General features: G+C 60.2%; 22 protein-coding genes. 10 read left to right on the top strand and 12 right to left on the bottom strand.

Annotated elements, in window-relative coordinates:
- Positions 1-38: 38 nt before the first annotated feature.
- Entirely contained in the window at positions 39-911 is an 873-nt protein-coding gene (speE, locus tag F3J08_RS09045) for a polyamine aminopropyltransferase (RefSeq protein ID WP_023978245.1), read from the top strand.
- Between the two features lie 176 nt (positions 912-1,087).
- Here speE and F3J08_RS09040 read toward each other — a convergent pair whose 3' ends face one another.
- The 3 genes from F3J08_RS09040 to F3J08_RS09030 are packed head-to-tail and all read right to left on the bottom strand — an operon-like array spanning position 1,088 to position 2,921.
- Complete coding sequence (locus F3J08_RS09040; RefSeq protein ID WP_231944596.1) at positions 1,088-1,396, bottom strand: hypothetical protein; 309 nt, start codon at positions 1,394-1,396, stop codon at positions 1,088-1,090.
- Positions 1,393-2,340, bottom strand: coding sequence for an SDR family oxidoreductase (locus F3J08_RS09035; protein WP_166929413.1), 948 nt, complete (start codon positions 2,338-2,340; stop codon positions 1,393-1,395). Before F3J08_RS09035 ends, F3J08_RS09040 begins: the two co-directional genes overlap by 4 nt.
- A complete protein-coding gene (locus tag F3J08_RS09030; protein ID WP_062165547.1) occupies positions 2,337-2,921 on the bottom strand; it encodes a DedA family protein in 585 nt (194 codons plus the stop codon). Before F3J08_RS09030 ends, F3J08_RS09035 begins: the two co-directional genes overlap by 4 nt.
- A gap of 168 nt (positions 2,922-3,089) precedes the next feature.
- Here F3J08_RS09030 and F3J08_RS09025 point away from each other — a divergent pair, with 168 nt between their 5' ends.
- The gene (locus F3J08_RS09025) at positions 3,090-5,018 is read left to right on the top strand and encodes a S9 family peptidase (RefSeq protein WP_166929411.1); all 1,929 of its coding nucleotides are present in this window, start codon (positions 3,090-3,092) and stop codon (positions 5,016-5,018) included.
- A gap of 60 nt (positions 5,019-5,078) precedes the next feature.
- Here the strand turns inward: F3J08_RS09025 and F3J08_RS09020 are convergent, their stop codons facing one another.
- The 4 genes from F3J08_RS09020 to F3J08_RS09005 form a co-directional block, all read right to left on the bottom strand.
- Positions 5,079-6,026 (bottom strand): S1/P1 nuclease, encoded by a 948-nt coding sequence (locus tag F3J08_RS09020; protein WP_166929409.1) that lies wholly within the window; start codon positions 6,024-6,026, stop codon positions 5,079-5,081.
- Positions 6,027-6,183: 157 nt separating this feature from the next.
- A complete protein-coding gene (locus tag F3J08_RS09015) occupies positions 6,184-7,053 on the bottom strand; it encodes an aldose 1-epimerase family protein (RefSeq protein WP_166929407.1) in 870 nt (289 codons plus the stop codon).
- Between the two features lie 98 nt (positions 7,054-7,151).
- Positions 7,152-7,349: a hypothetical protein gene (locus tag F3J08_RS09010; protein ID WP_166929405.1), complete on the bottom strand. Its 198-nt coding sequence runs from the start codon at positions 7,347-7,349 to the stop codon at positions 7,152-7,154.
- Positions 7,350-7,462: 113 nt separating this feature from the next.
- A complete protein-coding gene (locus F3J08_RS09005; RefSeq protein ID WP_166929403.1) occupies positions 7,463-7,759 on the bottom strand; it encodes a tetratricopeptide repeat protein in 297 nt (98 codons plus the stop codon).
- Between the two features lie 348 nt (positions 7,760-8,107).
- Here F3J08_RS09005 and F3J08_RS09000 point away from each other — a divergent pair, with 348 nt between their 5' ends.
- Entirely contained in the window at positions 8,108-10,456 is a 2,349-nt protein-coding gene (locus tag F3J08_RS09000; protein WP_205206841.1) for a TonB-dependent siderophore receptor, read from the top strand.
- Between the two features lie 83 nt (positions 10,457-10,539).
- Here the strand turns inward: F3J08_RS09000 and F3J08_RS17545 are convergent, their stop codons facing one another.
- A complete protein-coding gene (locus F3J08_RS17545) occupies positions 10,540-12,789 on the bottom strand; it encodes a Hint domain-containing protein (RefSeq protein WP_122038351.1) in 2,250 nt (749 codons plus the stop codon).
- Positions 12,790-13,003: 214 nt separating this feature from the next.
- Here F3J08_RS17545 and F3J08_RS08990 point away from each other — a divergent pair, with 214 nt between their 5' ends.
- Complete coding sequence (locus tag F3J08_RS08990) at positions 13,004-13,936, top strand: rhodanese-related sulfurtransferase (RefSeq protein ID WP_166929401.1); 933 nt, start codon at positions 13,004-13,006, stop codon at positions 13,934-13,936.
- A gap of 31 nt (positions 13,937-13,967) precedes the next feature.
- The gene (locus tag F3J08_RS08985) at positions 13,968-14,252 is read left to right on the top strand and encodes a hypothetical protein (protein WP_166929399.1); all 285 of its coding nucleotides are present in this window, start codon (positions 13,968-13,970) and stop codon (positions 14,250-14,252) included.
- Positions 14,253-14,386: 134 nt separating this feature from the next.
- On the opposite strand, the gene F3J08_RS08980 is transcribed toward F3J08_RS08985, so the two are convergent.
- On the bottom strand, positions 14,387-15,472 hold the full coding sequence (locus F3J08_RS08980) for a CorA family divalent cation transporter (RefSeq protein WP_035444349.1): 1,086 nt from the start codon (positions 15,470-15,472) through the stop codon (positions 14,387-14,389).
- Positions 15,473-15,681: 209 nt separating this feature from the next.
- Between F3J08_RS08980 and F3J08_RS08975 the strand changes: the two genes are divergently transcribed.
- The 3 genes from F3J08_RS08975 to F3J08_RS08965 all read left to right on the top strand — a co-directional run bounded on the left by F3J08_RS08975 (position 15,682) and on the right by F3J08_RS08965 (position 18,299).
- Positions 15,682-16,053: a hypothetical protein gene (locus tag F3J08_RS08975; RefSeq protein ID WP_023978254.1), complete on the top strand. Its 372-nt coding sequence runs from the start codon at positions 15,682-15,684 to the stop codon at positions 16,051-16,053.
- A gap of 147 nt (positions 16,054-16,200) precedes the next feature.
- A complete protein-coding gene (gene ahcY, locus F3J08_RS08970; RefSeq protein ID WP_062165552.1) occupies positions 16,201-17,490 on the top strand; it encodes an adenosylhomocysteinase in 1,290 nt (429 codons plus the stop codon).
- 137 nt (positions 17,491-17,627) lie between these two features.
- Positions 17,628-18,299: an SCO family protein gene (locus tag F3J08_RS08965; RefSeq protein WP_166929397.1), complete on the top strand. Its 672-nt coding sequence runs from the start codon at positions 17,628-17,630 to the stop codon at positions 18,297-18,299.
- Here F3J08_RS08965 and F3J08_RS08960 read toward each other — a convergent pair.
- From F3J08_RS08960 to F3J08_RS08950, 3 genes are all read right to left on the bottom strand, one after another.
- Positions 18,285-19,646 carry a PepSY domain-containing protein gene (locus F3J08_RS08960; RefSeq protein WP_166929394.1) on the bottom strand — a complete coding sequence of 454 codons (1,362 nt, stop codon included), beginning with the start codon at positions 19,644-19,646 and terminating at the stop codon, positions 18,285-18,287. The two genes, F3J08_RS08965 and F3J08_RS08960, sit on opposite strands and share 15 nt — an antisense overlap.
- 9 nt (positions 19,647-19,655) lie before the next feature.
- Positions 19,656-21,827 (bottom strand): TonB-dependent receptor family protein, encoded by a 2,172-nt coding sequence (locus F3J08_RS08955; RefSeq protein WP_370458696.1) that lies wholly within the window; start codon positions 21,825-21,827, stop codon positions 19,656-19,658.
- Positions 21,828-22,098: 271 nt separating this feature from the next.
- A complete protein-coding gene (locus F3J08_RS08950) occupies positions 22,099-22,497 on the bottom strand; it encodes a hypothetical protein (RefSeq protein ID WP_122038356.1) in 399 nt (132 codons plus the stop codon).
- Positions 22,498-22,913: 416 nt separating this feature from the next.
- On the opposite strand from F3J08_RS08950, the gene F3J08_RS08945 reads away from it, so the two are divergent.
- Positions 22,914-24,146 carry a hypothetical protein gene (locus tag F3J08_RS08945; protein ID WP_240149233.1) on the top strand — a complete coding sequence of 411 codons (1,233 nt, stop codon included), beginning with the start codon at positions 22,914-22,916 and terminating at the stop codon, positions 24,144-24,146.
- A 217-nt stretch (positions 24,147-24,363) separates the two neighbouring features.
- Positions 24,364-26,403: a M1 family metallopeptidase gene (locus F3J08_RS08940; RefSeq protein WP_166929390.1), complete on the top strand. Its 2,040-nt coding sequence runs from the start codon at positions 24,364-24,366 to the stop codon at positions 26,401-26,403.
- Positions 26,404-26,479: the final 76 nt, after the last annotated feature.

Genomic DNA, 26,479 nt, shown 5'->3' with positions numbered 1-26,479 from the left:
CCGGCCTTTTTTTTGATAAAATTGGGAGAGACCGCCTCATGTCTGAATCCTGGATCAACGAAACCCTCTACCCCGACTGGGGCCAGCGTTTTCGCGTCACGCGCGAGCTCGCACGCGTCAAGAGCGACTTTCAGGACATCGTCGTCTTTGAAAGCGACTTCCACGGCCGCGTGCTCGTTCTCGATGGTGTCATCCAGATCACCGAGCGCGATGAATTCGTCTATCAGGAAATGCTCACGCATGTCCCGCTTCTGACCCACCCCGATGCCAAGCGCGTGCTGATCATCGGCGCAGGCGATGGTGGCGTGCTCCGTCGCGTGCTCCAGCACAAGACCGTTGAAAAGGCCGTCATGGTCGAGATCGACGGGGCGGTTATCGAGCTTTCCAAGCAGCATCTCCCCAATATCGCTGGCGACGCCTGGAATGACCCGCGCGCCGATGTCATCGTCGGCGATGGTATCGACTATGTCGCCAAGGCAGCGGACGGCTCGTTCGATGTCATCATCGTCGACTCGACCGATCCGATCGGCGTGGGCGAAGTGCTCTTCACCGATGCCTTCTACAAGGATTGCGCCCGCATCCTCTCCGCTCAGGGTCTGATCGTGAACCAGTGCGGCGTGCCATTCATGCAGGCGGATGAACTGCGTGAAACCAGCCTGCGCCGTGCCAATTTCTTCCCGCATGTCTCGGCCTATGTTGCCGCCGTGCCGACCTATGTCGGTGGCTTCATGACGCTCGGCGTTGCCGCCAAGGGCGTGAACCCGACAAAGCAGACTGTCGAAGACGTGCGTACCCGCGCAGAGGCCGCAGGTATTCTGGGCACGACACGTTACTGGACCCCGGAAATCCATGTCGGCAGCTTCAACCTGCCGCCCTATATCGCTGAGAACCTGCCCAAGCAGGAAGGCTGATCAGCGTCCCCGGACAGACATCTGTATGTCCGGGGTATGCAGGGCTCTGCCCTGCACCCGCGGAGGGAATTTCCCCTTCGATCCCCGTTTCGGCTCTTGATCAGAGTTGCGAAGGACGACTGTCCTTCGGCGGGGCATGGGGCAGCGCCTCCTGTCAGGATGGCCCTGACTGGGCTCTAATAGCCCGAACCGCTCAGCAGGCGAATGACGATAGCCTGCCATTCTTCCATCAGATCACCATGGCCCATCGCGTGACCGGCACGCCGGTACCAGTAGCGGGCATTGTCAGTGTCACCCTCGACGCGATGAAGCCAGCCATGAACCCAGTTACATTCCGGGTCACGCTCATTGGCCTGCACGATCTCGTGGGCGGCCGCCCAGTCCTCCCGTTTGGCCCACCACAGTGCAAGCAGCGCGGGTGACACAGGATCGGGCGGAATACCGTCTTGCAGGCTTTCCTTGAATACGGACAGGGTCATGCTCATCGGACAACCTCCCAGTCATACCGGACTCCGGTCATGTTCTCGGAAGCCTGCCAGAGCTTGGACGCAAGGGGAAGCCCCGTGGCCCTAGGTGGAATAACGGCAAGCCCCGGTGGCCCGCGTCGTTCCCCACGACCGATCGGCCCGTAATAGCCCCCATCACGCGCCTTGGGAGACAAGGCCGCATAGAGAATAGGCTCGGCACCTGCAGTGACGTCCTGCCCCAGCAGGCGGAACAGGGCATTGCCGACACGATCCTGCCCATAAGCCAGCAGGCGTGAAACGGGCGTCTGCGCCGCACTCAGCGCGGCGCTGTTGGAAATGATGGAGCTGGTGGACCAGCCAGGATGAGCGGTGCGAACATGCAAAGGCGCCCCCGCCTCATGAGCACGCCGGTTGAGCTCAAGACTGAACATCAGGTTGGCCAGCTTGCTCTGGCTGTACCGGTCGAAGCGGCGATAACGCCCAGCGGCGTTCAGATCATCAAGCGGAATATCGCCCCGCCATGCAGCGAGAGACGCCACCGTGACAATATGGGCCTGACCGGCAATGAGCGAAGGCAGAAGCCTGCCGGTGAGCGCAAAGTGCCCAAGATGGTTGGTGCCGAACTGGAGTTCGAATCCGTCCTGTGTGGCGCGGCGCTGCGCCGGGGCCATGACACCGGCATTGTTGATGAGCACATGCACAGGCTGGTCGGCCATACGCTCGGCAAAGCGTGCAATGGATGCCAGCGAGGCAAGGTCGAGCCCCTCAAACCGCAGGATGACATCGGGAAGGGCCGCCTGGATCGTCGCCAGCGCCGCGCGTCCCTTTTCGGCATTGCGCCCTGTCACGATCACCTCGGCACCAGCGCGGGCCAGGCCAAGCGCCGTCGCAAGGCCAAGTCCGCCTGTTGCACCTGTGACAATTGCCGTTTTACCCCGGCAGGATGGATAAGCGTCACTCATGCCCTGGCCTTTCCTGAGCGTTCCTCGGCCTTGGCTTCCTTCAAGGCCTCATCGGTCAGACGCTTTTCATTTTTCTTGAGAAAATAGAGACAGACGCCAAGAAAGATCACGACGAGTGAGCCGATACCAATGGCCAGAGGCCCGGATAGACTGAGGATTTCCTTGCCGAGGAAATAGGTCGCGATAGCGTACCCACCGGCCCACACCACGCCACCAAGCGCATTGTGCCAGAGAAAGGAGCGCCAGGGCATATGGTTTGCCCCGGCAAGCAGGGCCACGAACACGCGCAGGATCGCGACAAAGCGCCCGACAAAAACAACGGTCCCGCCATGACGCTTGAACAGGTAGCGACCCAGCAGCAGGCGCTCATGGGTCAGGCCAACCTTGCCACCATGCTTTTGCAGAAGCTTGAACCCGATCGAACGTCCGATCAGATAGCCGAAATTATCACCCATGATGGCACCCGTCACGGCCGCGACAGCGACCCATCGGATTTCAAGATGATGCGTGGTCGCGGCATAGAGGGCCGCGCCGATGATCAGGCTCTCGGCAGGCAGAGGCAGGCCCATGCTCTCGAGCATGACGACGACGCCGACAATGCCGTAGCCATATTCCTTGAGCAGATGTTCCAGATAATGCAGCAGGGCTCTGATCCTTGCAGGCGTAGCGATAAAGAGGTCGACTTGATGCCTGAAAGCCGCTCCCGGGAAAACTCGTCAGATGGTTTCTCCCGGATTATCCTGAATCCCATGACGAATCCATCTTCGATCCCTTCCGGTTCCTGGCCTTCCTGGGTGTCATCCGACCTCGTGGCAGGGCGTAGCGTGTCCCTTTCCGAGCTTCAGGCACAGGGAGACAGGTTATACTGGCTCGAAGGCAGACCGCAGGAAGGGGGGCGCACGGCCCTTGTCAGCCTCAAACGCGGCGAAACGCAACGGGATTTGCTCCCCGTCGATTACCAGATCGGCACGAATGTCCATGAATATGGTGGCGGCGCCTATGGGGTGTCTGCATGCCAGAAAGTCGTTTTCAGCGATCGCAAGACCGGGGCTGTCTCGCTCTGTCATCCCGATGGCAGCATCACCCCCATGGCCTGCACATCGGGTTGCGCCTATGCGGATTTCAGTTTCGATGCCACTGGCAGCGGCGTTTTCTGCGTCAGGGAAGATCATCGCGGGGAAGGCGAACCCCGAGCCGCCATTGTCTGGCTCGACAGGCAGGACGAAATCGTTCTGGTCGAAGGTGATGATTTCTACGCCGCACCGCGCCCCGCACCCGGCAACGGGCATCTGGTATGGATAAGCTGGTCCCACCCCGACATGCCCTGGGATGCCACGAAACTCCTCATCGCACCGCTATCATGGCAGGCAAGGCGCCCGCATATTGGCGCAACACGGATACTCGCAGGCGATGATACGCGGTGCAGCTGTGTCGATCCCGTCTGGGAAAGCGCTGATACGCTTCTGGTCAGTCTGGACACGCAGGGCAGCTGGCGGCCCTGCCGCTTTTTCATCCCGAATGAGACAGACACACCGGTCGGCCCCGACTATCTGCCAGATCCGGGAGGCGAGACAGGCTTTCCACACTGGGTTTTCGGTCAGCGCAGCCTGTCGCCCATCGGGCAGGGGCGTGTCATGGCCCAGATCATCACAGAGGGTCTGAGCCGTACCGCCCTGTTTGAAAATGGAGTCTGGACGACATGGCCGCATATCGATGCCGCTCAGGTACCTGTCTGGTTTGGTGACGAGCCTGCCTGGATCGAGACTGCCCCCGATGCCCCCCCCGCCATCGTCATTGGCCACCCGCAACGGATCATAAGACGTGCTTTCGATTTTCCATCGGGCATCGATGCGCAGGATTGTGCGATAGCCCGACCGATCACTTTCCCTGTCGACGCTGATGCATCTGGCGGGGACAGTATCCTGTCTCACGCGCTTTTCTATGCCCCAGCAAACCGGCATCACAGTCTTGCTGACAACGAAAAGCCGCCTCTGGTGGTCATGGCGCATGGTGGCCCCACGGGACGGGCCAGCACAGCTTTCTCCTTCAAGGTGCAGTGGTGGACCAGTCGCGGCTTTGCCGTGCTCGATGTCAATTACCGGGGATCGACCGGGTTCGGGCGCACATACCGCGAAGCCCTTGAGGGGCAATGGGGTGTCGTCGATGTGCAGGATTGCATAGCAGCCGTGCGCCATGTCGTCGCACAGGGGCTGGTCGATCCCGCACGCTGCGTCATACGAGGCAGCAGTGCAGGAGGGCTGACCGTGCTCATGGCGCTGGCGATGTCCGATGTCTTTGCGGCGGGTTGTTCGCTTTACGGTGTGACCGATCTGCGCGCTCTGGCAGAGGAGACGCATAAATTCGAGTCCCGCTATCTCGATCGACTGATTGGCCCTTACCCCGAGCAAGCCGCCCTCTATCTGCAACGCTCACCGATCAGCCATGTCGAGACGATCAGATCGCCCACACTGTTTCTCCACGGAGACCAGGACAAGGTCGTGCCTCTGGCACAGGCCCAGGCCATGCATGATGCGCTTGTGGCGCGAGGGCGGCAGTCCGCCCTGCACATCTACCCCGGTGAGGGTCACGGTTTTCGTCAGAAACAGACCCTGCAGGACAGCTTCACGCGCGAACTGACCTTTTACCAGCAGGTCTTCGCATCATCGCAGAACGCCTGACGGGAACGAATACGGCCCGGTCGAGGCGCATCGCAGAACGCGCCTCAATCCTGAAAACGATCAGGGTGTTGCGGAGGAAGGGGCACCCATTGCGCTGACAGGCGCAGAAAGCGCCGTATTCAGGACATCTGCGAGCCTTACCCCCGCCTGCTGCAGGCGCGTCTCGATCACCGGAAAAGCAATGTCCGTGTAAGCCGCGCCGAGATCCTTCCTGTTGCCGCCGGGCAGCGCACCATAGGCAATGGAACGGGCCAGACCGTGGCTTTCATCGGTCCACTGCACAACAGCCTCATGCATGGTGTCGGGAGAGAGCGCGCCGGACCAGAATGCAGCCTGGCCAGGGGTGATCTGGCTGTTCAGCCGGTCGGCCTCTTCACGGGCTTTGGCAAAATCGATCGTATAATGCGGCCCCACGACCAGATGCCGCTCATGGTCCATGATCCCCTCATCCCACAATGAATGAAGGTTCTCATGGCCGTTCCGGTCCTGACCGAAATACGAGACCTTCACCATGTTGCCGCCCTTGTCGTGGTCGCGCTCGGCAGCATGAAGGGGCTGATGCAGATCGCCCACCAGATGCACCACCCATTTCAGGGCAGCAAGACGCGCTTCGGGCGTCGCGTTCTGATCTGCCAGCACGTGTTCCATTTCAGGCAGTTTTTCGGTGACGCAGATATCGTTGCCGCAATCGCGTGCCTTGTCATAGGTCGCAAAAGAAGCATCGGTATCGACATAGTGCCACGGCAGCGTCTGGGGCAGGCCGCCTTTTTCCGGCGGCACATGCCCGATCGTATCGGGCCATGACGCCACCTGATCGAGGCTCTGATGATGCTCAAGCGCAAGAAGCTGCGTCACGGCACTGGCAGCCTGCGGCGTGAGGCGGCTCTGTGCGATATCAGCGACGATGGCATGCCCATAGGGACCCCAGGCCTGGGCAGGTTTTGAGGCAAGGGTCAGCGCGGCAACAGAAAGCAGTGCCGGGAGGGCGAAAAGCGAGCGACGTGTCATGAGGCCTCGGAAACGAAAGCAGCAGGAAGTGCCACTACCGTTTCACTCCCGGACCGAGGATGCAAGGGATGTTATGATGACACCCTCGTCTCTCGCCCCTTGATGACAGCGCGGGTGACGGACCATCCGGAAAGCCCTCGTTTGGCCGCCCGGACGATCAGGCGCCCAATCGAACCGACCAGCCAGCCGACCAGCTTTCACCGGGCTGAAGATGCAGCAATCCCGGCTTTTCCTCGAAAGCACCGTCAAAATCGGCCGGACTGGAATATCCCATCCAGGGTTCGAGGCAGAGGAAATCGGAGCCTGGCTTCATCCAGATGCCAAGCTGCTCGAAACCATGCCACGAGAAAACCAGCGCCTCGCCCGTACGGGCATGAAACCGCAGCTTGCGGCTCACCGGATGCAGGAAGATCAGCGCGTCATGGTCGAACAGGCTGTCATCGAGCGGCAGAATTCCATCCTTGACCGGGTTGGGACGCTCCCCCGGCGCAATCAGCCCTTCCTCAAGAACGGCCAGAGGCTCTGGCTCGGGAGCCTCGAATTCGAGCACATGGTCTGTCTTGTCTGTTCCCGGCACCAGCGGCCAGATGAAGGCCGGATGAGCCCCGAGCGACGCATGGAGAAGGCTCCGGCTGTCCGGATTGCCCAGCGTATAGGCAAGGTGCAGGCCGTCTTCATCGAGCGTGTATTGCAGCGTGAGCCGGAAGGCGAAAGGAAAGATCGCCCGGCTTGTCGGATCATCCTCAAGCACCAGCGTGCAACCCGTCTCATGGCGTTCGACCCAGCGAAACACGCGGTCACGGGCAAAACCATGCTGCGTGAGGGTATAGTCGAGACCATCGATCAGGGCATGATTGTCGCGCAGACGCCCTACAATCGGGAACAGGACGGGAGAATGGCGTGGCCAGGCGCCCCCGCTCCAGATGAGCTCGCGCCCCGTTTCGTCACAAAGTGAACAAAGCTCGGCACCGTGGGCAGCAACGCGCGCCTTGAATCGCCCATTGCTGAAGACATGGCTGTCGGACATCACTCATCGCGCTCCTGTTTCCGGCCTGCGGCAGCGATCACCCGGCAAGAGGCGATCTGGCTAAAGGTCCAACGACCTTCCCCAAAAACCATCGCAGATCAAGAGACTGTTTCGTGAGGGAGCGGTAACCCGACGTCAAGTTCCAGCCCCGCCAGACGCTGCCTGACCAGATCGGGCAGCACCGTTTCCTCCCCGCAACAGGGCGCCCTTGCCGCGTGCACACGGGACTTAAGCCGCGCGCGCATGGCCAGCAGAATGTCAGACTTTGCCTCATGTACGGCCTTGCGCCACCACATGAATGCCACCCGATCAGCACCGCGATCACAGAGCAGGGTCGCATAGCTATGCTGGACCCTGTATCGCCTGCCTCAGCCGAACGTCGATGCCATATCCCGGCCTGCGCAACGTTTCAGGCGACCCCCCAGCCTTCCCCGAGAAAACGGGCGTAGAGATTCATCGATTTGACGTGTCGCGCTTCGGCGCCTGTCGTGAAAAGCGAGAGCGCCCGTATCAGATCCCGTGCCACACCCATGCCCCGTATGGTCAGGATCGCCAGATCATAACATCCCCAGACATCGCCTTTGAGAACAGCTTGCCCAAAGCAGGCAGCAGCACGAGTCAGATCCGGCGTGCCCCCCCAGCAAGAGTGGTAACAACGCCCAAGCATATTCAGGCCGGGGGAGGCATATACACGCCATCGCGTCACACCTGCCCCGATTGCACCTGTTCGAGCACATGGCCGGCACAGGCTCTCTGACGGATCCCCTTACGATAGCCTAAGGCAGATTACCGTGACGCAGGGTCGGCGCGTCACGCCCCGACACGGCACTTCGCCTGCCACGCCCCTGGCACGAGGTCGCATAGTGCGCGCCACGCCGACTCCCGGCAGGTGATTGAAGGGCCTGATCAGACGTATTGCGTCGATACCCTGCGGGAACGTTTCGAACATTTCGCAAAAAACCACACATATTTCGCAACAAATCAATTGAGACTTAGTCGCGCTTTCATTAAGTAGTTGCGAAATCCTCGCAACTGAAATGGAGCGTCGCGCACGATGCGATCCCTCTCGCGCACATCCCTGTCCCTGCTACCGATGCTCACCGGGATCATTCTCGGTGCGACTCAAACCCACGCCGCTGACGACAGTTCAGCGGACCGCAAGGACAGGAAACCGCAGCGTCAACGGAAGGTCGAAAAGCAGAAATCTGAGGAGAAGTCCGACGAGCATATCACCGTGCTCGGCAACGGCTTCAACACACTCAAAGACCCGATCGGCCTGTCGCGCATGCCGCAGGACGCGCTTCATACGCCGCAGCAGATCAATATCGTACCGCAGATGCTCATGAAGCAGCAGAACGTGAAATCGGTGGATGAAGCCCTGCGTAACGTGCCGGGTGTGACCTCATCGATTGGCGAGGGCGCGGGCGGCATGAATGGCGACCAGTTCCTGATCCGCGGCTTTCAGGCCCAGAACGATATCTATCAGGACGGGCTGCGCGATTTCGGCGTCTATAGCCGCGATGCGTTCAACCTCGAGACGATCTCGGTCATCAAGGGCCCTTCATCAGAGGTGTTCGGCAACGGGACGACGGGCGGCGCCATCAATATGGTGACCAAGACCCCCACCCTGCGCGACCATTATGCCGCCGAGTTCAATGGCGGGTCGGGCTCCTATTATCGGGGCGTCCTCGACGTGAACAAGAAGCTGGATGACCACACCGCATTGCGCATCACCGGCATGGGCAACGAGAACAATATTGTCGGGCGCGATTTCCTCTATTCGCATCGCTGGGGTATTGCGCCCTCCATCGCTTTCGGGCTCGGAAGCAAGGCCACACTGGTGCTGCAATACATGCACCAGCAGGAGAACTCGATCCCGGATTTCGGTGTGCCTGTCGTCACACCACCCGGTGCGAAAACTGGCGGTCCGATCACGGAGTACGGCATTCGCCGCACCAATTTCTACGGCACGAACAACGATCAGAACGCCACCAACGACAATATGGAAACGGCGCGTTTCTCCTACAAACTAAACGACCATATCAAGTTCTTCGATGATCTGCGCGGTGGCCAGTTTTACCGGACTTTCGCTGCCTCCAAAGCCACCTGCGACACGACCTGCGTAAACAATTACTTCCTCGGTCACGCCGGTTCGGCGCTCGTTGCCCGCTCAGGCCCCAATGGCGCCGGAAACGGCAAGGGGCCGGGCACATACATGGCGCCCCTGCCCTATCAGCAGACAAGCTGGTCGGTGCAGAATGTCGGCTCGATGGTGGCCGATTTTCATACGGGTTTTCTGAAGCATCAGATCGTGACAGGTTTCGATCTCGAACGTGTCAACGATGTGCGCTCGCAATCGACCTATCTCAAGGCAAAGCCCTATGCCTCGCTGGTCAACCCCAACCCCTATGTCGGCAATCTGCTTCTGGTGCCTGGCGATCTGAATCCGGGCGGGCTGGTCAGCCTCGGTGCTCTGGGGGCCAAATCACATTCAAACGGCTATGGCTTTGATACCGGCCTGTTCTTCTATGACCAGATCTGGTTCACCAACTGGCTGTCGGTGAAGGGTGGCTTCCGCTGGGACCGCTGGCAGACCAGCTATAATCTGACAGGCGGCAATGTCGCGACCAATCCTGATATTCATTACCATCAGGTCAGCAGCGTCTTTAACCCCAATGTCAGCCTCGTCGCGACGCCCGATGCGCATCAGACCTATTATTTCACCTGGGCAACCTCGACCACGCCAAGCGGCATGTATGTGACCAACGGCTCCGTGCCGATACGCCCCGGCACAAACAGCTTTGCGAGCCCGGAGAAAGCCAATCTCTACGAGGTCGGTGCGAAATACAGCGCTTTTCATGACCGCATGGGGTTCACGGCCTCGCTGTTCCGACTGGAAAAGAACAATGCCATCAATGCCGACCCGGTTACCGGGCAGGTTCAGGGATCGAGCGACCGGCAGCGTAATCAGGGGCTCGAGCTTTCCGTCGGTGGCATGATCACACGCCACTGGAACATCTCAGCCACTTACGCCCTGTATGACAGCGATACTTTGGCTTCGGATACGGCTGCTGCAGTGGGCAAGCAGGTGCAGTATGTGCCCCATAACCAGGCGACTCTCTGGTCGGTGTACGAGGCCTTCCCGAATACGCCGTACAATCTCTCATTCGGTGGCGGCATGACATGGCGCCAGCATGTCTGGCTCAACACGACCAACACCCTGAAGGTCCCGGCCAATCTGGACTTCGATGCCGTGATTTCCCATCGTCTGGGCCAGCACTGGAAAATTGCGCTGAACGGCTACAATCTGGCTAATCGTCTGAACTACCAGAGCCTGTTTTCCAATCGCGCCACCCCTTCGGCCGGCCGTTCCTTCCTTGGCCAGATCAGCATGAGCTACTGATCCGGTGAGGTCTCAGCCCTTCCCATGTCAAGCCGCCGCTGGAAGCGGCGGTATCACAGGCTCGGAACGTACAGGGAAGTAGATCAGGCGTAGAGACGCGCGGAATGCGCCTCATGCGTGAGGGCTGAATTCCTGTTGTGTGACCTGCTCCTATCGTTGATCGCTGCCGGGTCGGCAGTTGTCACATAGGGGCCAGCCACATCGATGCGCAGTGCGAGAAGCGTGATACCGCCAGCGCGCCTCTCAGGCAGGAAGAGGCTGGCATTGCCATCAGTCCAGCGCCGCCCACATGCCTCGATCGGCTTCCAGCCCTCGGCGATCCCGCCTGCCAGAACATGCGGCAATTCGATCGTCCCCCAGCTGTCATAAATCCTGATGTCGCTGACCAGCACGCCCAGCATGCGCCGGTCATCGACATAAGGGCCTACTGCATCGCTCGGCCGGCTCCTGTTCGAAACAATACGGATATCCTGCGCCTCTTCCGGCACGGTAAAGACATATTGCCCGTTCTGCCGCTGACAGCCGGCAATCCATTCGCCTGACTCCGTGACGATATGCAGGTCAGGATCATGGGTGACGTGCCGTTGCGATACCCCTCCCTGCCCAAGCGAAAGGGTTTCGGCCCGACGCATCAGGCGCTCGTGGATGGGCTCGACAAAACTGCGCTCGATCACCAGAGGGGCTGCGGCAGAATCCTGCCATGTCAAAACGCGACCACCCAGCACATGGATCGTGCCAGCCTGACGAAAACGTCGTCTGTCTCCGGTGTCCAGATAGCTCTCGCTCAGCGCCCCATCAGACATGAGAATGGCGTGGTCTTCAGTCTCGATATGAAAATACTCATACTCAGCGACTGTCTTGTCGTAGTGGATGGATGTGCCATTCACGAGCATGCGCACAGGAATAAAGGCCCCATCCAGAAACAGGCAATGCTCTGCAGTGATCATCAGATCCCTGAACGGCTTGCCTTCACCAAGCGCATCCCTGACAACGCGCACCGGATAGCCAGAGAGATCATCGGGCTTTCCCGCATCGATAACTGCGCGTGTCCGCCCGGCCCAGATCACCCTGCGCGGCGTGCAGCTTTCACCCTGATACGCCATGACGTGATCGCCGATGCGGATATCCTCGACCGGTATCAAGCCGTTTTCTGTCTCGATCAGGGTGCCGGCCAGAAAACAGGGGGCAGGTTCAGTGGTGGTGAACGTACCGCCCGATACCGAAAGCTGACCGCCATTGCGAACAAGCGTCGGATCGCTGATCGAGGCGCCTGACGAGACCCATACCGTGAAACCGCCATTTGTGGCGGCCCCGATATACGGCGCTTCGATACTGCCCCCGCTATAGACATAGGCATCGGAATACCCGTCCGTGCCTGAGCCACTATTGAGGTAGGTATCACTGACCGAGCGTGCGCCCGAATAGAGATAGACGACATCAGAATTCAGAACATTGGCCGAGAGGGTGGCGCCGTTCATGGCTGAGACATAGCCATTGAGCAGCAGCGAGTTCTGCATCACGCCACCGCTCATCACCGAAACAGTCGCCACGCTGCCACTGATCGTCGCCCCGGAAACCACAGCACCGCTCGATATGGTCAGGGTCGATATACCCGACAGAACGACGCGTCCGCTGGCTGAGACAGCACCGCTCACATACCAGGTGGTGTTGTTTGACAGCACCGCCGACCAGGTGCCCCCGGTGAGCACTGTGGCCCCTTGCGTAGAAGGCGCAACGGAAGCGTTTGCACTACCATAGGCTGTTGCCATCGAGAGTACGCTGCCATTGCCCGCATCGATATCCGCTGCAACCGCTCCGGAGGAGAGATAGGCCGCAGCACCCGAACCAAGCGTAAGCCCTGATACAGTGGCACCTGAATAGGCAAAGGCGCTTAATCCGGATTGAGCGCCATCGGTCATGGTCGCCTCTAGCAGACTGGCGCCGGAGGACACATAGACATAGGCATTGCCATCAGCCACGGAACCGCTGTTGAGAAACACGTCCCGCACCGAACTGGCCCCGGCAGAAAGGGTGACCTCATCCGAATTGAGCGTGTTTCCTGAAATAATGCCGCCACTGGCGACACGCAGATAACCGTTGACCTCGGTGGAGGAAATCATGGCGCCGCCGCTCAGCACCGAAACCGTGGGGATACCCCCCGAGAGCATGGCGCCTGACACGACAGCACCATTGGAGATCGTGAGGCTGTTGACGCCTGACAGTACGACAGCCCCGGTAGCGGAAACGCTATTGCTCACATACCAGGTGACACCATCACGATCGATTGCCGACCAGTCACCACCCTTCAACACGGTTGCCGATGTTGTCGCCACAGCCTCTGTCTCCCTGTGATCGCGCACAAGAACAGACTGGGCAACCAAATTGTGGGTTCTAACGCCTTGCTCAAATCATATGCAATGGAATTGACATACCATGACACAAAGCCTGACCTGGACGGGCCGGCTCGGCCATTCTTGATAGGCGTTACGGCCCGACCTGCGCTATGCAACCGGCAACGTCATTTTCAAGGTTTCAGGGACAGTCATCATGTCGCAGCCGCCGGTCTGCATCGCCGCCCTTTATCGCTTTACCCCCTTTGCCGATCCTGCCGCTCTACGGGCATCGCTGCTTGAGGCCTGCCTGCAGCACGGCATCAGGGGGACGCTGCTTCTGGCACGCGAAGGGATAAACGGCACCATTGCAGGCAGCGCCGAGGGCATCGAGTCCATTCTGGCCCATATTCGCAGCCTTCCCGGCTGCGATGCGCTGGAGTGGAAACTCTCCTGGGACGACGCCATGCCATTCAACCGCATGAAGGTACGCCTGAAGCGCGAAATCGTCACAATGGGTCAGCCCGATATCGACCCGCTGGCCGGTGTAGGGCGCTACGTCCCTGCCACCGAGTGGAACGCGCTGATTTCGGATCCCGATACCATCCTCATCGACACGCGAAACGACTATGAAGTGGCGGTAGGCACCTTCAAGGGCGCCATCGATCCCGACATTCAGAGCTTTCGTGAATTTCCCGACTGGTTTCGTGCCCGACGCGCTGCGCTGGAAGCCGAAGGGCGCAAGCCCAAAATCGCCATGTTCTGCACAGGCGGCATACGCTGCGAAAAATCGACTGCCTTCGCCCTCTCCGAAGGGGTTGAGGATGTCTATCATCTCAAGGGCGGCATCCTGAAATATCTGGAAGATGTGCCCGAAGCTGAAAGCCTGTGGGAAGGCGAGTGTTTCGTGTTCGACCAGCGGGTGACCGTGCGCCACGGGCTGGAACCCGGCGCCTATGATCTGTGCCATGCCTGCCGCCGTCCGGTATCGGCTCAGGACAAGACATCACCGCTGTTCATTGACGGAATCCAGTGTCCTGCCTGCGCGGCCGAACGTACCGACGAACAGCGCGCACGTTATGCTGCGCGCCAGCATCAGGAAGATCTTGCCCGTGCCCGCGGTACCCATCACATCGGCGGTGATGCCTGACTCGACTGAACAACGCCTGAGGGAGATCATCATGATTGACGAGCCATCCGGGTATCATTGGGCCTCCGATCCGTGGTTCACCGAAGCCCTGGACCGCTTCATCGAGGAACGCGACAAGGGGCGCACAACCCTCACTTTGGATCTGGAGGCCATCGAGGACAGTATCTTCAACGGTGACGGCGCCGCCTATCGTCTGATGGAGGCTATGGCGAGCGTCATACGTGAGGAGGGCCATGACGGCTGTCGCGGCGCACCACGCGTTCTTCTGGCAACGCTTCAGCGCCTGAGCGAGCTCAAGGGTAGGGAAACACCGTAATCAACAGGCGCTCAGAATAGTGTGTATGGGGCGTCGCCCCACACCCCACCAAAGGACGGTCGTCCTTTGGAAACCTGTCTGCGAGGGTAGGACGCGGGAGTAACGCCGTCTTTCAGAATTGCGAGGCGAGGCTATCAGAGCAAACGGGCGAGTTTCAGGAACACCCAGGTCAGGATCATGGCGATAAAGCACACGGCTCCGGCTTCAAGCGTGCCATAGGCGCCGCCCGCGAGATACATCCCGCCTGTGTTCATGCCAAAGAACCCGGTCACCAGAGTTGCCGGGAACATGAGGATGGTGGCCGCCGTCAGGATATAAAGACGCCTGTTGGTTTCTTCCGCCTGTGACGACCCGAGTTCGTCCTGCAGCGAGCGGGCACGATCGAGAAGGGCGATCATGTCATCGAGCGCGGCGTGAACCTGACGTTCGGTACGGTCACGCAACTCGTCCTCGGCCCATTCAGGCAATTCGAGATCCTCGTCGCGCAATACGCGATCGATGGGGGTAACCACGCGACGCAATTCGGTGGCACGGCGTCGGCCCTTACCCACAATACCGCCAAGATGACCCAGATCGGTGCGGCGCTCGATCAGCAGCAGCGCGTCCTCGGCGCGGTCCAGCTCGTCATCCAGCTTGCCGATCTGGCGGCGCACACTGCCGGTAAATTCGCGAAGGGCGCGGTCGATCACACCCGCAGGGCTGCGGGGAATGGAGTCCGCACGGAGGGTGCGAAAAGCCGCGCCGAGCACGGGGATGGGGTTACGCCGCGTGGTGATGAGAAGATCCGGGCGCATGGCAAAGCGCCAGGCGCAGATATCGCGATCTTCCTCCGAAACGGCATCGTCAAACGCAGGCAAGGCCCCCCAGACAAGGCCGGGCATGGCTTCCAGCATGACGCCATATTCTGTCTCGGCCAGCATGGCACTGACATCCTCGGGCAGGCAGGGCAGGGTCGCCACATGCTGTCTGGCCGAGCTGTGCACCGTGTCGAAATGGAGCCACGCCCAGCTTTCCGAAGGCTTGGGATAATTCGAGGGCGGCGTGCGGTCGTTGAGCAGGCTCTCGATTTCATGCGGCTCAAGCGGCGAGGGGTCCTCACCCGGCCGGGCCCTGACGGCCCAGACCAGCCCATTGGCAATGCCATGGGGCAGCGCGCCTGACGGCTTCATATCCTGGCCCGCCACAACGGAGAACGGCATCTGTGAGCGTGTGTTGGACATGCCATCCTCCATCCTGAGGAAATCTTTGTTCTGGGCGAACGCTGTTCGCTGTCTCGCATGGGTGAGGGGCCCAGGCAACCGCTTTCAAAGCTTAATGTAGCCGCAAGGAAACCGGAACGCCGCCGGTTTGTTACCAGTTCATCAAGATGTCCCGCAAAACGAACAATCAAGCCTGACATCGTTACCCCGTTTTTCGACAGGAGCCTGTCATGAAACACGTATTCAAAGCCGCTCTGGCCGTCTCTGCCCTGCTTGCCGCCCCCGCTCTGACCCCGGCCCCTGCCTTCGCACAGGCCACCACGGCCACTGACAGCGAGCAGGCGCCTTCGGCCCAGAAGGCAGAGACGCTCAAGAACCAGTCGACCCAGATCCACAACCCGACCGAGCAGAACAAGACGTTCAAGAACCAGATGAACGAGCAGCCCGACCCCAAGGCACCGAGTGCGCCCACGGGTACGGCAGCGCCGACGGGTCAGACCTCGGAGAAAATGCCCATCTCATCGCCCCAGCATGAGAAGGCCTCCAAACACAAGCACAGCATGAAAAGCATGAAGATGTCAGACAAATCGGCCCAGCAGTAAGGTTTGTCCCCAACGGCCCTGCCGTTGGCGCATCATCAAAAGGCGCCTGATCCTGAGCGGATCGGGCGCCTTTTTTCATGTGCGCTGGCCCAAAGCCGGAACTCGCTCTATACAAATGCCCCTCACCAGAGAAACAAGGGTTTCAGAATGACCGATTACAAGGTGCGCGACATCGCCCTGGCCGAATGGGGCCGCAAGGAAATCTCCATTGCCGAGGGCGAAATGCCCGGCCTGATGGCGCTCCGCGAGGAATACGGCGCCAGCCAGCCGCTCAAGGGCGCGCGCATTGCGGGCTGTCTGCACATGACCATCCAGACCGCCGTGCTGATCGAGACGCTGACGGCTCTGGGCGCGACCGTGCGCTGGTCGTCCTGCAACATCTTCTCGACCCAGGACCAGGCTGCTGCCGCCATCGCCGCGACCGGCGTGCCGGTTTTCGCCTGGAAGGGCCTGAGCGAGGAAGAATTCTGGTGGTGCATCGAGCAGACCATCAAGGGTCCCGATGGCTGGACGCCGAACATGATCCTCGATGACGGTGGCGACCTGACCGTGCTCATGCACGACAAGTACCCCGAGATGCTGAACGACGTGCGCGGCCTGTCCGAAGAGACGACCACGGGCGTGCATCGCCTGTGGGAAATGGCGAAGAAGGGCACGCTGAAGGTTCCGGCCATCAACGTGAATGACAGCGTCACCAAGTCGAAATTCGACAATCTCTATGGCTGCCGCGAGAGCCTGGTGGACGCCATCCGCCGTGGCACCGACGTCATGATGGCGGGCAAGGTTGCCGTGGTTGCCGGTTACGGCGACGTGGGCAAGGGCTCGGCCGCCTCGCTGCGCAATGCAGGCTGCCGCGTGCTCGTGACCGAAGTCGATCCGATCTGCGCCCTTCAGGCCGCGATGGAAGGCTATGAGGTCGTGACGATGGAAGCCGCCGCACCGCGTGGCGATATCTTCGTGACCTGCACAGGCAATGTCGACATCATCACCGTCGAGCATATGCGCGAGATGAAGCACCGCGCCATCGTGTGCAATATCGGGCATTTCGACAGCGAAATTCAGGTCGAGGCGCTGCGCAACTACAAGTGGGACAACGTCAAGCCGCAGGTGGACGAGATCGAGTTCCCCGACGGCAAGCGCATCATCCTGCTGTCTGAAGGCCGCCTCGTGAACCTCGGCAACGCGACGGGTCACCCCTCCTTCGTGATGTCGGCCTCCTTCACCAACCAGACGCTTGCACAGATCGAACTCTGGACGGCAAAGCCGGGCCAGTACGACGTCAAGGTCTACACCCTGCCGAAGAAGCTGGACGAGAAGGTAGCCGCGCTGCATCTCGCCAAGGTCGGTGCCGAGCTGAGCAAGATGAGCGACAAGCAGGCCGATTACATCGGCGTGCCGGTTGCCGGTCCGTTCAAGCACGAAGAATACCGCTACTAAGAGGGTTGCGCAGGGCTTAGCCCTGCAAACCGCTGGAGGGCTGGACCCTCTGGCAACCCTTTATGCGGGGATGAAAGGGGTTCGCCCCTTTCCGGGGAGCGGGGCAGAGCCCCGCCTCTTCCATCAGGGAGACGCGCATGGCCCGAAAACGCTCCGCCCCCAGACCTGCCCGCTCAAAACAACCCGGCTCCCGGCGGGCGGCATTACGCCTCTGGGCCATGCCCACGCTGATCATTGCCGGGCTGTTTGCCGGGGCCATCGGGTGGCAGGCCCTGACCGCCCATCGGCACACAACACAGGTTGGCGGGCCCTATAGCCTGATCGACAGCGCTAATCACCCAACCACTCAGGCGCGTTTCGCCGGGCGTCAGACTCTCATCTATTTCGGCTATACACACTGCCTGGACGTCTGCCCGTTGACGCTCGCAACAGTGGCGCAGGCCTATACGCTGCTTCCGCCCGGAACACAGCGCCCCGTCCCGCTTTTCATCACACTCGATCCGGAGCGCGACCGCCCCGAGGATATCGGGGTCTATACGCGGCGCTTCTCACCCGAGATCATCGGTCTGACGGGCACAGCCGCCCAGATCGATGCTGTCGCCAAGGCCTTTCATGTGACGTCCCATGTGACCGTGGACCCCATGGCAGGCCATGACAGGGGCGATGAGGGAATGGGGGATTACCGGATCGACCATTCCTCCGTGCTCTATCTGATGGATGGCCAGAATCACCTGCAGGCCATCCTGCCAGCTGATTCGAGCCCCGCCACGGTGGCCCATAATCTCGCACCCTATCTAGCGAAGCGCTGAAAACCGCCTGCCCAGAAACCGCCCCGCCAATGCCAGCAGCAGCAACGAGGCCCCAAGCTCAGGTAGAAGAATTCCCATAACCCCCATGACCGCCAACGCACCCCAGCCAATGGGTCGCGGCGAGCTCTGCGGGGCATCGAGATGGCCCGGCCGGCGGCGCCTGAGCCAGAGCATGAGCGCTGCCACCGAGGCAAGGGCGAGCAAGAGCGCGACAATGAGGTTCAGGAGCAGATTCAGGACCCCGAACAGATGCCCCTCGTGGAAGGCGACGCCGTAGCCGATCAACCGGTCGGACAGCCCCTTATCGGCAAAACGGGTGACATGAGTGACCTCCCCTTGCGCTGTCACGCTGGCCTCGACCCGCTTCGGGCGGTTCTGGGCATCGGAGCGTATGTGCCACACGTCCCTGGCACTGGCTGGCGGGGTGATGAGGGTTGGCGCAGGAAAAGCAAGCTGGCGCGCCGTTTCATACACAGCGTCCAGCCCCGCCTGCGGCGACATGGGCTGAGGCGCGGTGTCCATCGCCATACCCGCCATCTCGGCGTCCGACATACCAGGCATGGTGGCATGGCCTGAAAGTGTCGCAGCGATAGGTACCGCCCCGATCTCCCAGTCCTGGACGGCAACCAGCCTGCCGAGACGGCTTTCGACCGCAGCAAAGGCCGAGCCCCAGACAAAGGACCAGGGCAGACCCGACACCAGAAACAGCACAAGAACGAGCGAGATCCACATTCCCCCGACAGCATGGAGGTCGCGCCAGAACAGGCGACCCTTCGCACCCAGCCTCGGCAGGATGGTACCGCCCGCACCCGCCTTTCGCGGCCACCAGAGCAGGAGTCCGGTCACGATCAGGACCAGTGTCCAGGACGCGACCATTTCCATGATGACGGAACCCCAGTTGCCGATCAGCAATTGCCCGTGCAGCCGGAACACTAGCCGCTCGAAACGCGTCTGCTCATCGCGCTGGGCCAGAACCCTGAGCGTAACAGGGTCGATATAGACACGCGCCACATCTGCCCCATGAGCCACCAGAACACGCGTGGCCTGAGTTTTGCGGAACGGCATCTCCAGCGCGAGGAAATGCCCTCCCGGCACGGCAGCCAGGGCGGCGTCACGCTGGGCGCTCACGGTTTGCGGCGATCCTTGCGTGACGGCATGATCGATATGGCGGTCGAGCCAGGTCTCGATCTGGGGTTTGAACAGATAGAGCGAGCCAGTCACGCAGAGCATGATCACAAAAGGCAGGCAAAACAGCCCGGCGAAGAAATGCCAGCGCCAGAGCATGGCCCGATCGGGCCAGACCGGACGGGAATAAGCAGAACGAGGGGTGCGGGAATTCTGCGTCATGGTCATTCCTCAGAGCCGTACCCGCACGCCGCCAAAAAAGGCACGTGGGCTGCCCGCATAGATCGAGCCTGTCTTTGCAGACAATACGGAGGCTCCAGCCTGCTGCCCATTGGCGAGAAGGCTGTCACTGATGGTCGTCGCCCCTGCGGCATAGACAGTATTGGCGACATTCTGCACCTCGAAATAGCTGTGCAGACGATGCACCCAACCCAGCCTTGCGGGTGGGTCGTAATGCATCTCCAGATTGAGCAGACCATATCCGGGGACTTTGAGCAGATTGGCGTTGTCGATAAAAAAGGCGCTGCGCCATGTCACTTCAGCAAACCCGCCAAGCCCCTCGAAGGACCCTGAAGGCTGGTCATAGAGCACACGCCCATTCAGGAAATGCGGCATGACCCCGGGGATCAGATTCCCGTTGCGCGAAAAGCTGCGTGACAGCGTGCTGTTTGACAGGATCTCGGTATAATTCGTGTAGATCTGGTTGTCATAGGTATAGGACAGGCGCAGCTTCGCCCCCGGCAGGCTGTGCGGAAGGGCCTGCCATGTAGCGGCGAGTTCCACGCCACGATGCTGCGAGGCAGGCGCATTGAAGGTGTAGCTGCCTGCCTGGGTATTCACCCCAGCCGACTGGCTGACCAGCTCGTTTCTGTAGAATTCATAAAATCCGGTCGCCTGGATATCCATAACCGGCGACGGGTGCCATGCCGTGCCCAGATCGATCCCGAGGCTGCTCTGGCTCTTGAGCTGGGTGTTGTTGCCATAATTGCCCTGCGGCGTGACGAAAAAGCTGGAGTAGCCCGGCGTGGCATAGGCCGTGCCCAGCCGCGCATGCCAGGTCCAGGCCTTGTCGGGGGTGAAGACGACCGAGGCCTCAGGGGCAAGGTTGAAAAAGCGCCGGTTGGCCGTGATGTATTGCGCTCGCGTGGCGGTAGCGCTGCGGCTGTAGACGGTCTGCACCGCTCCAATATCGGATTGCGTGCCACCAAGCCCGATCACCGCATGCCATCTGGGCGCAAACTGCCAGTCTTCCTCAAAACGCAGGCCGATATTCCACTGATGGCCATAAGAGGTCGATGTCTCGCTGCCCCGCGTGGCCCCCGCCTGCGGCAACAGGGCATAAACCTGATAGCCGTAATCCATGTAGTCGAAATTCGCCCCGACAAAGCTGGTAAGGGGCGTTTTACCGAGCGTGTCGCGACGGGTGAGATCCGTCTGGACATTGTAGGAGTTGAAAGGCCCCACAAAGGCTGTGGTCGAAGTCGGCTGCTCGACATGGCGCTGGTCATAGGTGAACTGGCTACGCCAGACCATACGTGGCGTGAAATCGTGCTCCCAGCGCAGCCCGACGATACTGCGCCTATCGAAGCGCCCCAGATTGGCCTGCTGCGGTGTTACGGCGGTCTGTGCGCCATAGGCGCCGTTGCGATAGAGCGAAACCGTGCCGCATCCGGCAGCGGCCCCGGAAGCCGTAGCGCATCCCCGCTGATAGGGATTGAGGCGATACTGGTTTAGCGACAGCCGCAGCGGCAGGAACGCATCGGTCACGTTGTTGATGAATTTCAGAACAAGACGGTCGCTGGGGGAGAGCGATACACGCAGGCGCATGTTCTCGGTCGAGGTCGCATACTGGCTGTTGGCAATAAACCCGTCGCTGCGCACATCGCTGGCAAAAAGCATGAAGTCATAGACACGATTGCCGGCGCCCAGCGTCATGTAATTGTTGAACATGCCAAAGCTGCCGAAATCCGAGCCGAGTTCGAGCCCGTGGATCGACGCGCCGCTGCGCGTGCGGAAATTGATCGCACCATTGATGGCGTAGTTTCCGTAAAGCGTGGAGGCCGGCCCCTGAAACACATCGACCCCCTCATAGGCATGAGGATCGATCAGATCGGCACGCGCCGTGCCATCGGGCTGGGTGACGGGAAATCCGTCCTCGGACACCTGCAGGTTGCGCAGACCGTAGGATTGACGGGCGCCTGAACCGCGGATGGAGACCACGGTGTCACGCGGGCCGTTCCCCTGAAGGAAGCTCGCCCCCGGCACCGTCACCAGCATGTCCGCCACGTTCTGGGCCACATGACTGGCAAAATCCTTGCGCTCGGCGCTGTAGGTGGTCTGGCCCACAGGCGAGAGGGTAACAGGCCCGCGCGCCTGTCCTCTGACGAGGATGGACTCAGGCACGGGTTTTGCTCCCCCATGCGTGGTCGGATTCACGGGCCGGGGGGACGCCAGATGATGCGCCACATGATGTACTGGCCACTGCGGGTCAGTAGTCGGGACGGTAGATGCGAAAGAGGATGCGCAGCCCCATGCAAACAGGGCAGGGACTGTGCTGCCGCATAGCAGGGCAGCGCGATGAAAAATGGGCATTGACCATGAACCTGACAGGGAACGGGGGTCATGAGTCATCGGACGCGGAACAGCGCCCTGGGACATCATGAGTCGAAATGGGTCAGGTGATGGCGGGTGGCCCCTGGGCCGAACGGGTCACAAACCCGTCGCAGGGTGGCCCGCGTATCGGCGGAAAACACCAGAAGCAACGAAACGTGCCCGGTCCAGCCAGAACAGAAGCAAGGACAAGCGCTGTCAGGAGGGGTGCATGGGACTCCATTGCGCCGGAAAGACACGCCGTGTCATCAGCGCATATTGTGTCGTGATGCTTGCCGCCTGAACCGCCGGGCGCGGTGCTGTCGCACAAGACCTCCAGCGCACTCAACACACCCTGCGGGTCGTCTGATGAGAGCGCGAAGGCCGGGTGCGGTGCCCCGCCGACAAGACGCAGTGCGACGGCAAGCAGGCTCAGAAGCCAGAAAACTGCCCTTACCCTGTCTATTTGCCGCACAGATGCCATGACCCCGTTCACTAAGCCATCAGTGCCCGTTTGCCCATAGTTTTGACGCCTCCGCAGGGGGGCGCCAGGAACTCCGCTCAACAGGCCGGAAGGGCAAAGAGAAAGAATAACCCATCAGAAAATCGATGCTATTCGATCAATTATCCAAGGTGATCTGATTGAATACGACGAGATATTATTTGAGCAGAGACCTGTCGCAACACATTCGGGCAATTGATAACGCACAAAGCCATCAATATAAGTAAGACCAGGTTTCGTTTCTCAATATTTCAGTATCATTATCCAACACGTATATTATATATGGAAATAAAATGATAATATAATCTTTTACTACCTCAACTCATGAATGGACATATGGATACAGATGTGAGATAGGTCGCCAAAGCATTTGTCACAGAAGCGGGAATTCAAGGGCAATGGACAGCAAGAATCCGGGATCAGACCCTGCATCGGTCGATATCGACGCTTGGGATGAACTCAGGTCCGACGAGACACCCGTAGCCGACGCCGAACCCCATGCCGCCTCTGTGCCAGATACGCTGGCTGGGCTGGATTCCCTTACTGATGAAGATTTCGCCCATGACGGACAGGCGATCAATTTCTATCGTCAGAATGGTTGCCGAACCGTCATGCATGCCTTCACGCTGGCCAATATCATGCATACGAGCTTTCGCGTGCAGGAAGCCTCGCGTTTCTATCGCGTGGCCTTTGACATGCACTCCAAGAGCCCGGGCGAATATCCACTGGCGCAGTCTCTGCTTCAGGCCCGTCTGCTTTGCCTTCTGAAATCCGGGAGCGATCTTCCCGCCCACGAAGTCGCCGAGCTACGCGCGCTGTGCATTCCTCATGCCAATTTCATCGAGAGCGTCTACAAGGCCTGGCGTGAAGGAGATGCCACGGGCGCCATGCGTCTGACGTCAAATGCCTTCGAGGAGTTTCATACGGGTGAGGAAATCGACTCCCTGTATCTGGGCTTCGCGCTTCAGGCGAACTTTCCCTTCACCAAAGGGAGCGCTGATCATCGCGTCATCCCGAACAAGCTTTTCCTCTACTGGGACAAGAACCCTCCTGAGGAAATTCAGCGTAATTTCGAGTTCCATCGCCAGATTTCCGGTCTTGAGGTCAAGATTTTCGACAAGCCGGAAGCAGAACAATGGCTCTATGACGTCTATGGCGTTGAGGCCCGTTCGCTTTTCCTCGGTGCCCGCCATCCGGCGGAAGCGGCCGATATCCTGCGCGTCCATGTCATTCAGGCGCTGGGCGGCTGGTGGCTCGATGCCGACATCCGCATCCGTGACCAGCAGGCCGTACAATTCATGCTGGACCGTCACGAGCAGAATGTCCTGTTCCTGACGCATAACAACGTTGTTCATAACGACTTCTTCGGTGCCGTGGCCCAGAGCCCGCTGCTGAACGAGGCCCTGCTGAACATCTACCGCAACTGCTACCTCCATCCTGGCCTGTTCATCGCCTACAAGACCGGTCCAGGCGTGTTCAACCGCGCGCTGAACCGCCTGATTCATCGTGATGTTTCGGGTCTCGCCCCTCTGGCACCCACCAGCGTGCATGATCATCACATGTTCAGTCATCTGATCGAGGAATTCGATACACCCTACAAGCACCACACCCCGCACTGGCAGGCAGTCTGATCCAACTCCTGAAGGGCGCTTTCGCTGACCGTATGGCCGCACCCTGCCTCGGGTGCTGACATATGGCCCGAGAAAGCGCCCTTTCTGCGTCTGATGCGCCGGAAATCCATCCGGTATGACCGGCTGCACAAGGTCCGATAAAACCACCTTGTCTATTGAGATCGGAAATGAAACGATTGGCGGAACGGGTATCCCCAGTCGACAAGGTCTCTTTCCGATGCGCTTGCTTATCCCTCTTATTGGTGTGGCGTCCTGTCTGGGCACCGCCCTGGCGGCGCGACCCGCGCCAAGCCAGTCCATGCCCCTCTCCATGCGACCTGTCTTCGATACGCTGGTCCTTCCCGATGCTCCGGGCTTGTGGAACCGCACCGGCTCCGGTCATCCCGGTCCCGGCTACTGGCAGAACCGCGCCGATTATCGCATCGACTCACGCATCGATACGGCCAGCCAGACCCTGAGCGGCGCAGAGACCATCACCTATACGAATAACAGCCCCGACGCCCTTGACGTGTTGTGGCTGCAACTCGACCAGAACATGTATCGCAAGGACTCCCGCTCATGGGTGGCCTATCCCGACTGGCATCCCGCCAGCTCGGATGGCTTCGTGATCGAGCATGTTGCCATTGAGGAAAACGGCCATGAAAAGCCGGTCTCCTTTCGTATTTCAGACACACGCATGCAGATCACCCTGCCTGCCCCTCTTGCCGCGGGCGGAAAGCAGCTCAGGCTGCATGTCACGTGGCATCACACCATTCCCGGCCTCTGGGGCGGTCGTACTGCCGTCACCCCGGTCAAGGACGGGAAGATTTACGAGATTGCCCAATGGTATCCGCGCATGAGCGTTTATGACGATCTGCGCGGCTGGGATACGCTCCCTTATCTGGGGCAGGAATTCTATCTGGAATATGGCACCATCGACTACGCCGTGACCGTGCCGTGGAATTTTACGGTTGTCGGCTCAGGCGCACTCACCAACCCGCAGGATGTGCTGACCCCGACAGAGCGGGCGCGTCTGGCTGAAGCCGCCAAAAGCGACAAGCGCGTTCTCATCCGCACGGCACAGGATGTGCTCGACCCTGCCAGCCACCTCGCCCGCTCGGGCGAGAAAACCTGGCGCTTTCATATGGAAAACACACGCGACGTGGCCTTTGCGGCCTCGCCTGTTTTCATCTGGGACGCCGCAAGACTCGACCTGCCTGCCCTGCCCGCAGCCAAAGGCCAGAAACCGCAGCCGCGTCTGGCCATGTCCGTCTATCCACGCGAAGGCGCAGGCCCGCAGGCATGGGACCGCTCGACGGAATATGTCAAACACGCGATCGAGTATTTCTCGTCGCAATGGTACCCCTACCCCTGGCCCAACGCCGTCAATCTTGGCGGCCATGGTGCGGGAATGGAATATCCGGGCATTGTGTTCGATGGCTGGCAGGACAGAAACGACGTACTGTTCTGGATCACCACGCATGAGCTGGGCCACGGCTGGTTCCCCATGATCGTCGGCAGCAATGAGCGCCGCCATGCCTTCATGGATGAGGGGTTCAATACCTTCATCGACGCCTATGCTTCGCAGCATTTCAACCACGGTGAATACGCGCCCAAGAAAGACCCGGAATTCGCCCCTGAAACAGGTGACCCGGCGAAGGACATCGTGCCGGTGCTCACCGCCACCGATGCGCCAACCCTGATGATGCCCTCTGAACTCGTGCCAGAGAAATACCGCCACAAGGTGACCTATTTCAAAGGTGCCTACGGGCTGATGCTGCTTCGGGAAAAAATCCTCGGGCCAGAGCGCTTCGATGAGGCTTTCAGGGCCTATATCCGGGCCTGGGCCTTCAAACACCCCACGCCGTCGGATTTTTTCCGCTTCATGTCCAGCGCGGCGGGAGAGGATCTGACCTGGTTCTGGCGCGGCTGGTATTTCGAGAACTGGTGGCCGCAATACCGTCTGGATGGCATGACCACCCAGCCCGCAAAGGAAGGGCAACCCGGCAGCATCGCCATTGGCGTGCGCAATGAGGGCAAGCTTCTTCTGCCTGTGCTGCTGCGTGTAACCTGGCAGGATGGGTCGCATCAGGAGCGTCTCATCCCGACAGAGGCCTGGGCGCTTCATGACCGGCTGAGCCTCAGCTTTCCCGATCACGGTGCAGTCAAGACGATTGCGCTAGACCCTGATCAGGGTCTGCCCATTCCCGATCGCAGCGGCCTGAGCCTGTCACCCCAGACAACGACAACCGCCCCGCAGGAACCCGCTCACCCCTGAAATCCCTATCCCTGAATACAGCCTGCCGACTTTCGGCAGGCCAGCCGAAACATCAGGGACGGGAATTCATCATTCT

The sequence above is a fragment of the Asaia sp. As-1742 genome, assembly GCF_011753235.1.
GTDB lineage: Bacteria > Pseudomonadota > Alphaproteobacteria > Acetobacterales > Acetobacteraceae > Asaia > Asaia bogorensis_B.
Note: the sequence above shows the minus strand (reverse complement) of the source record. Positions and strands in the feature narration are given on the sequence as shown.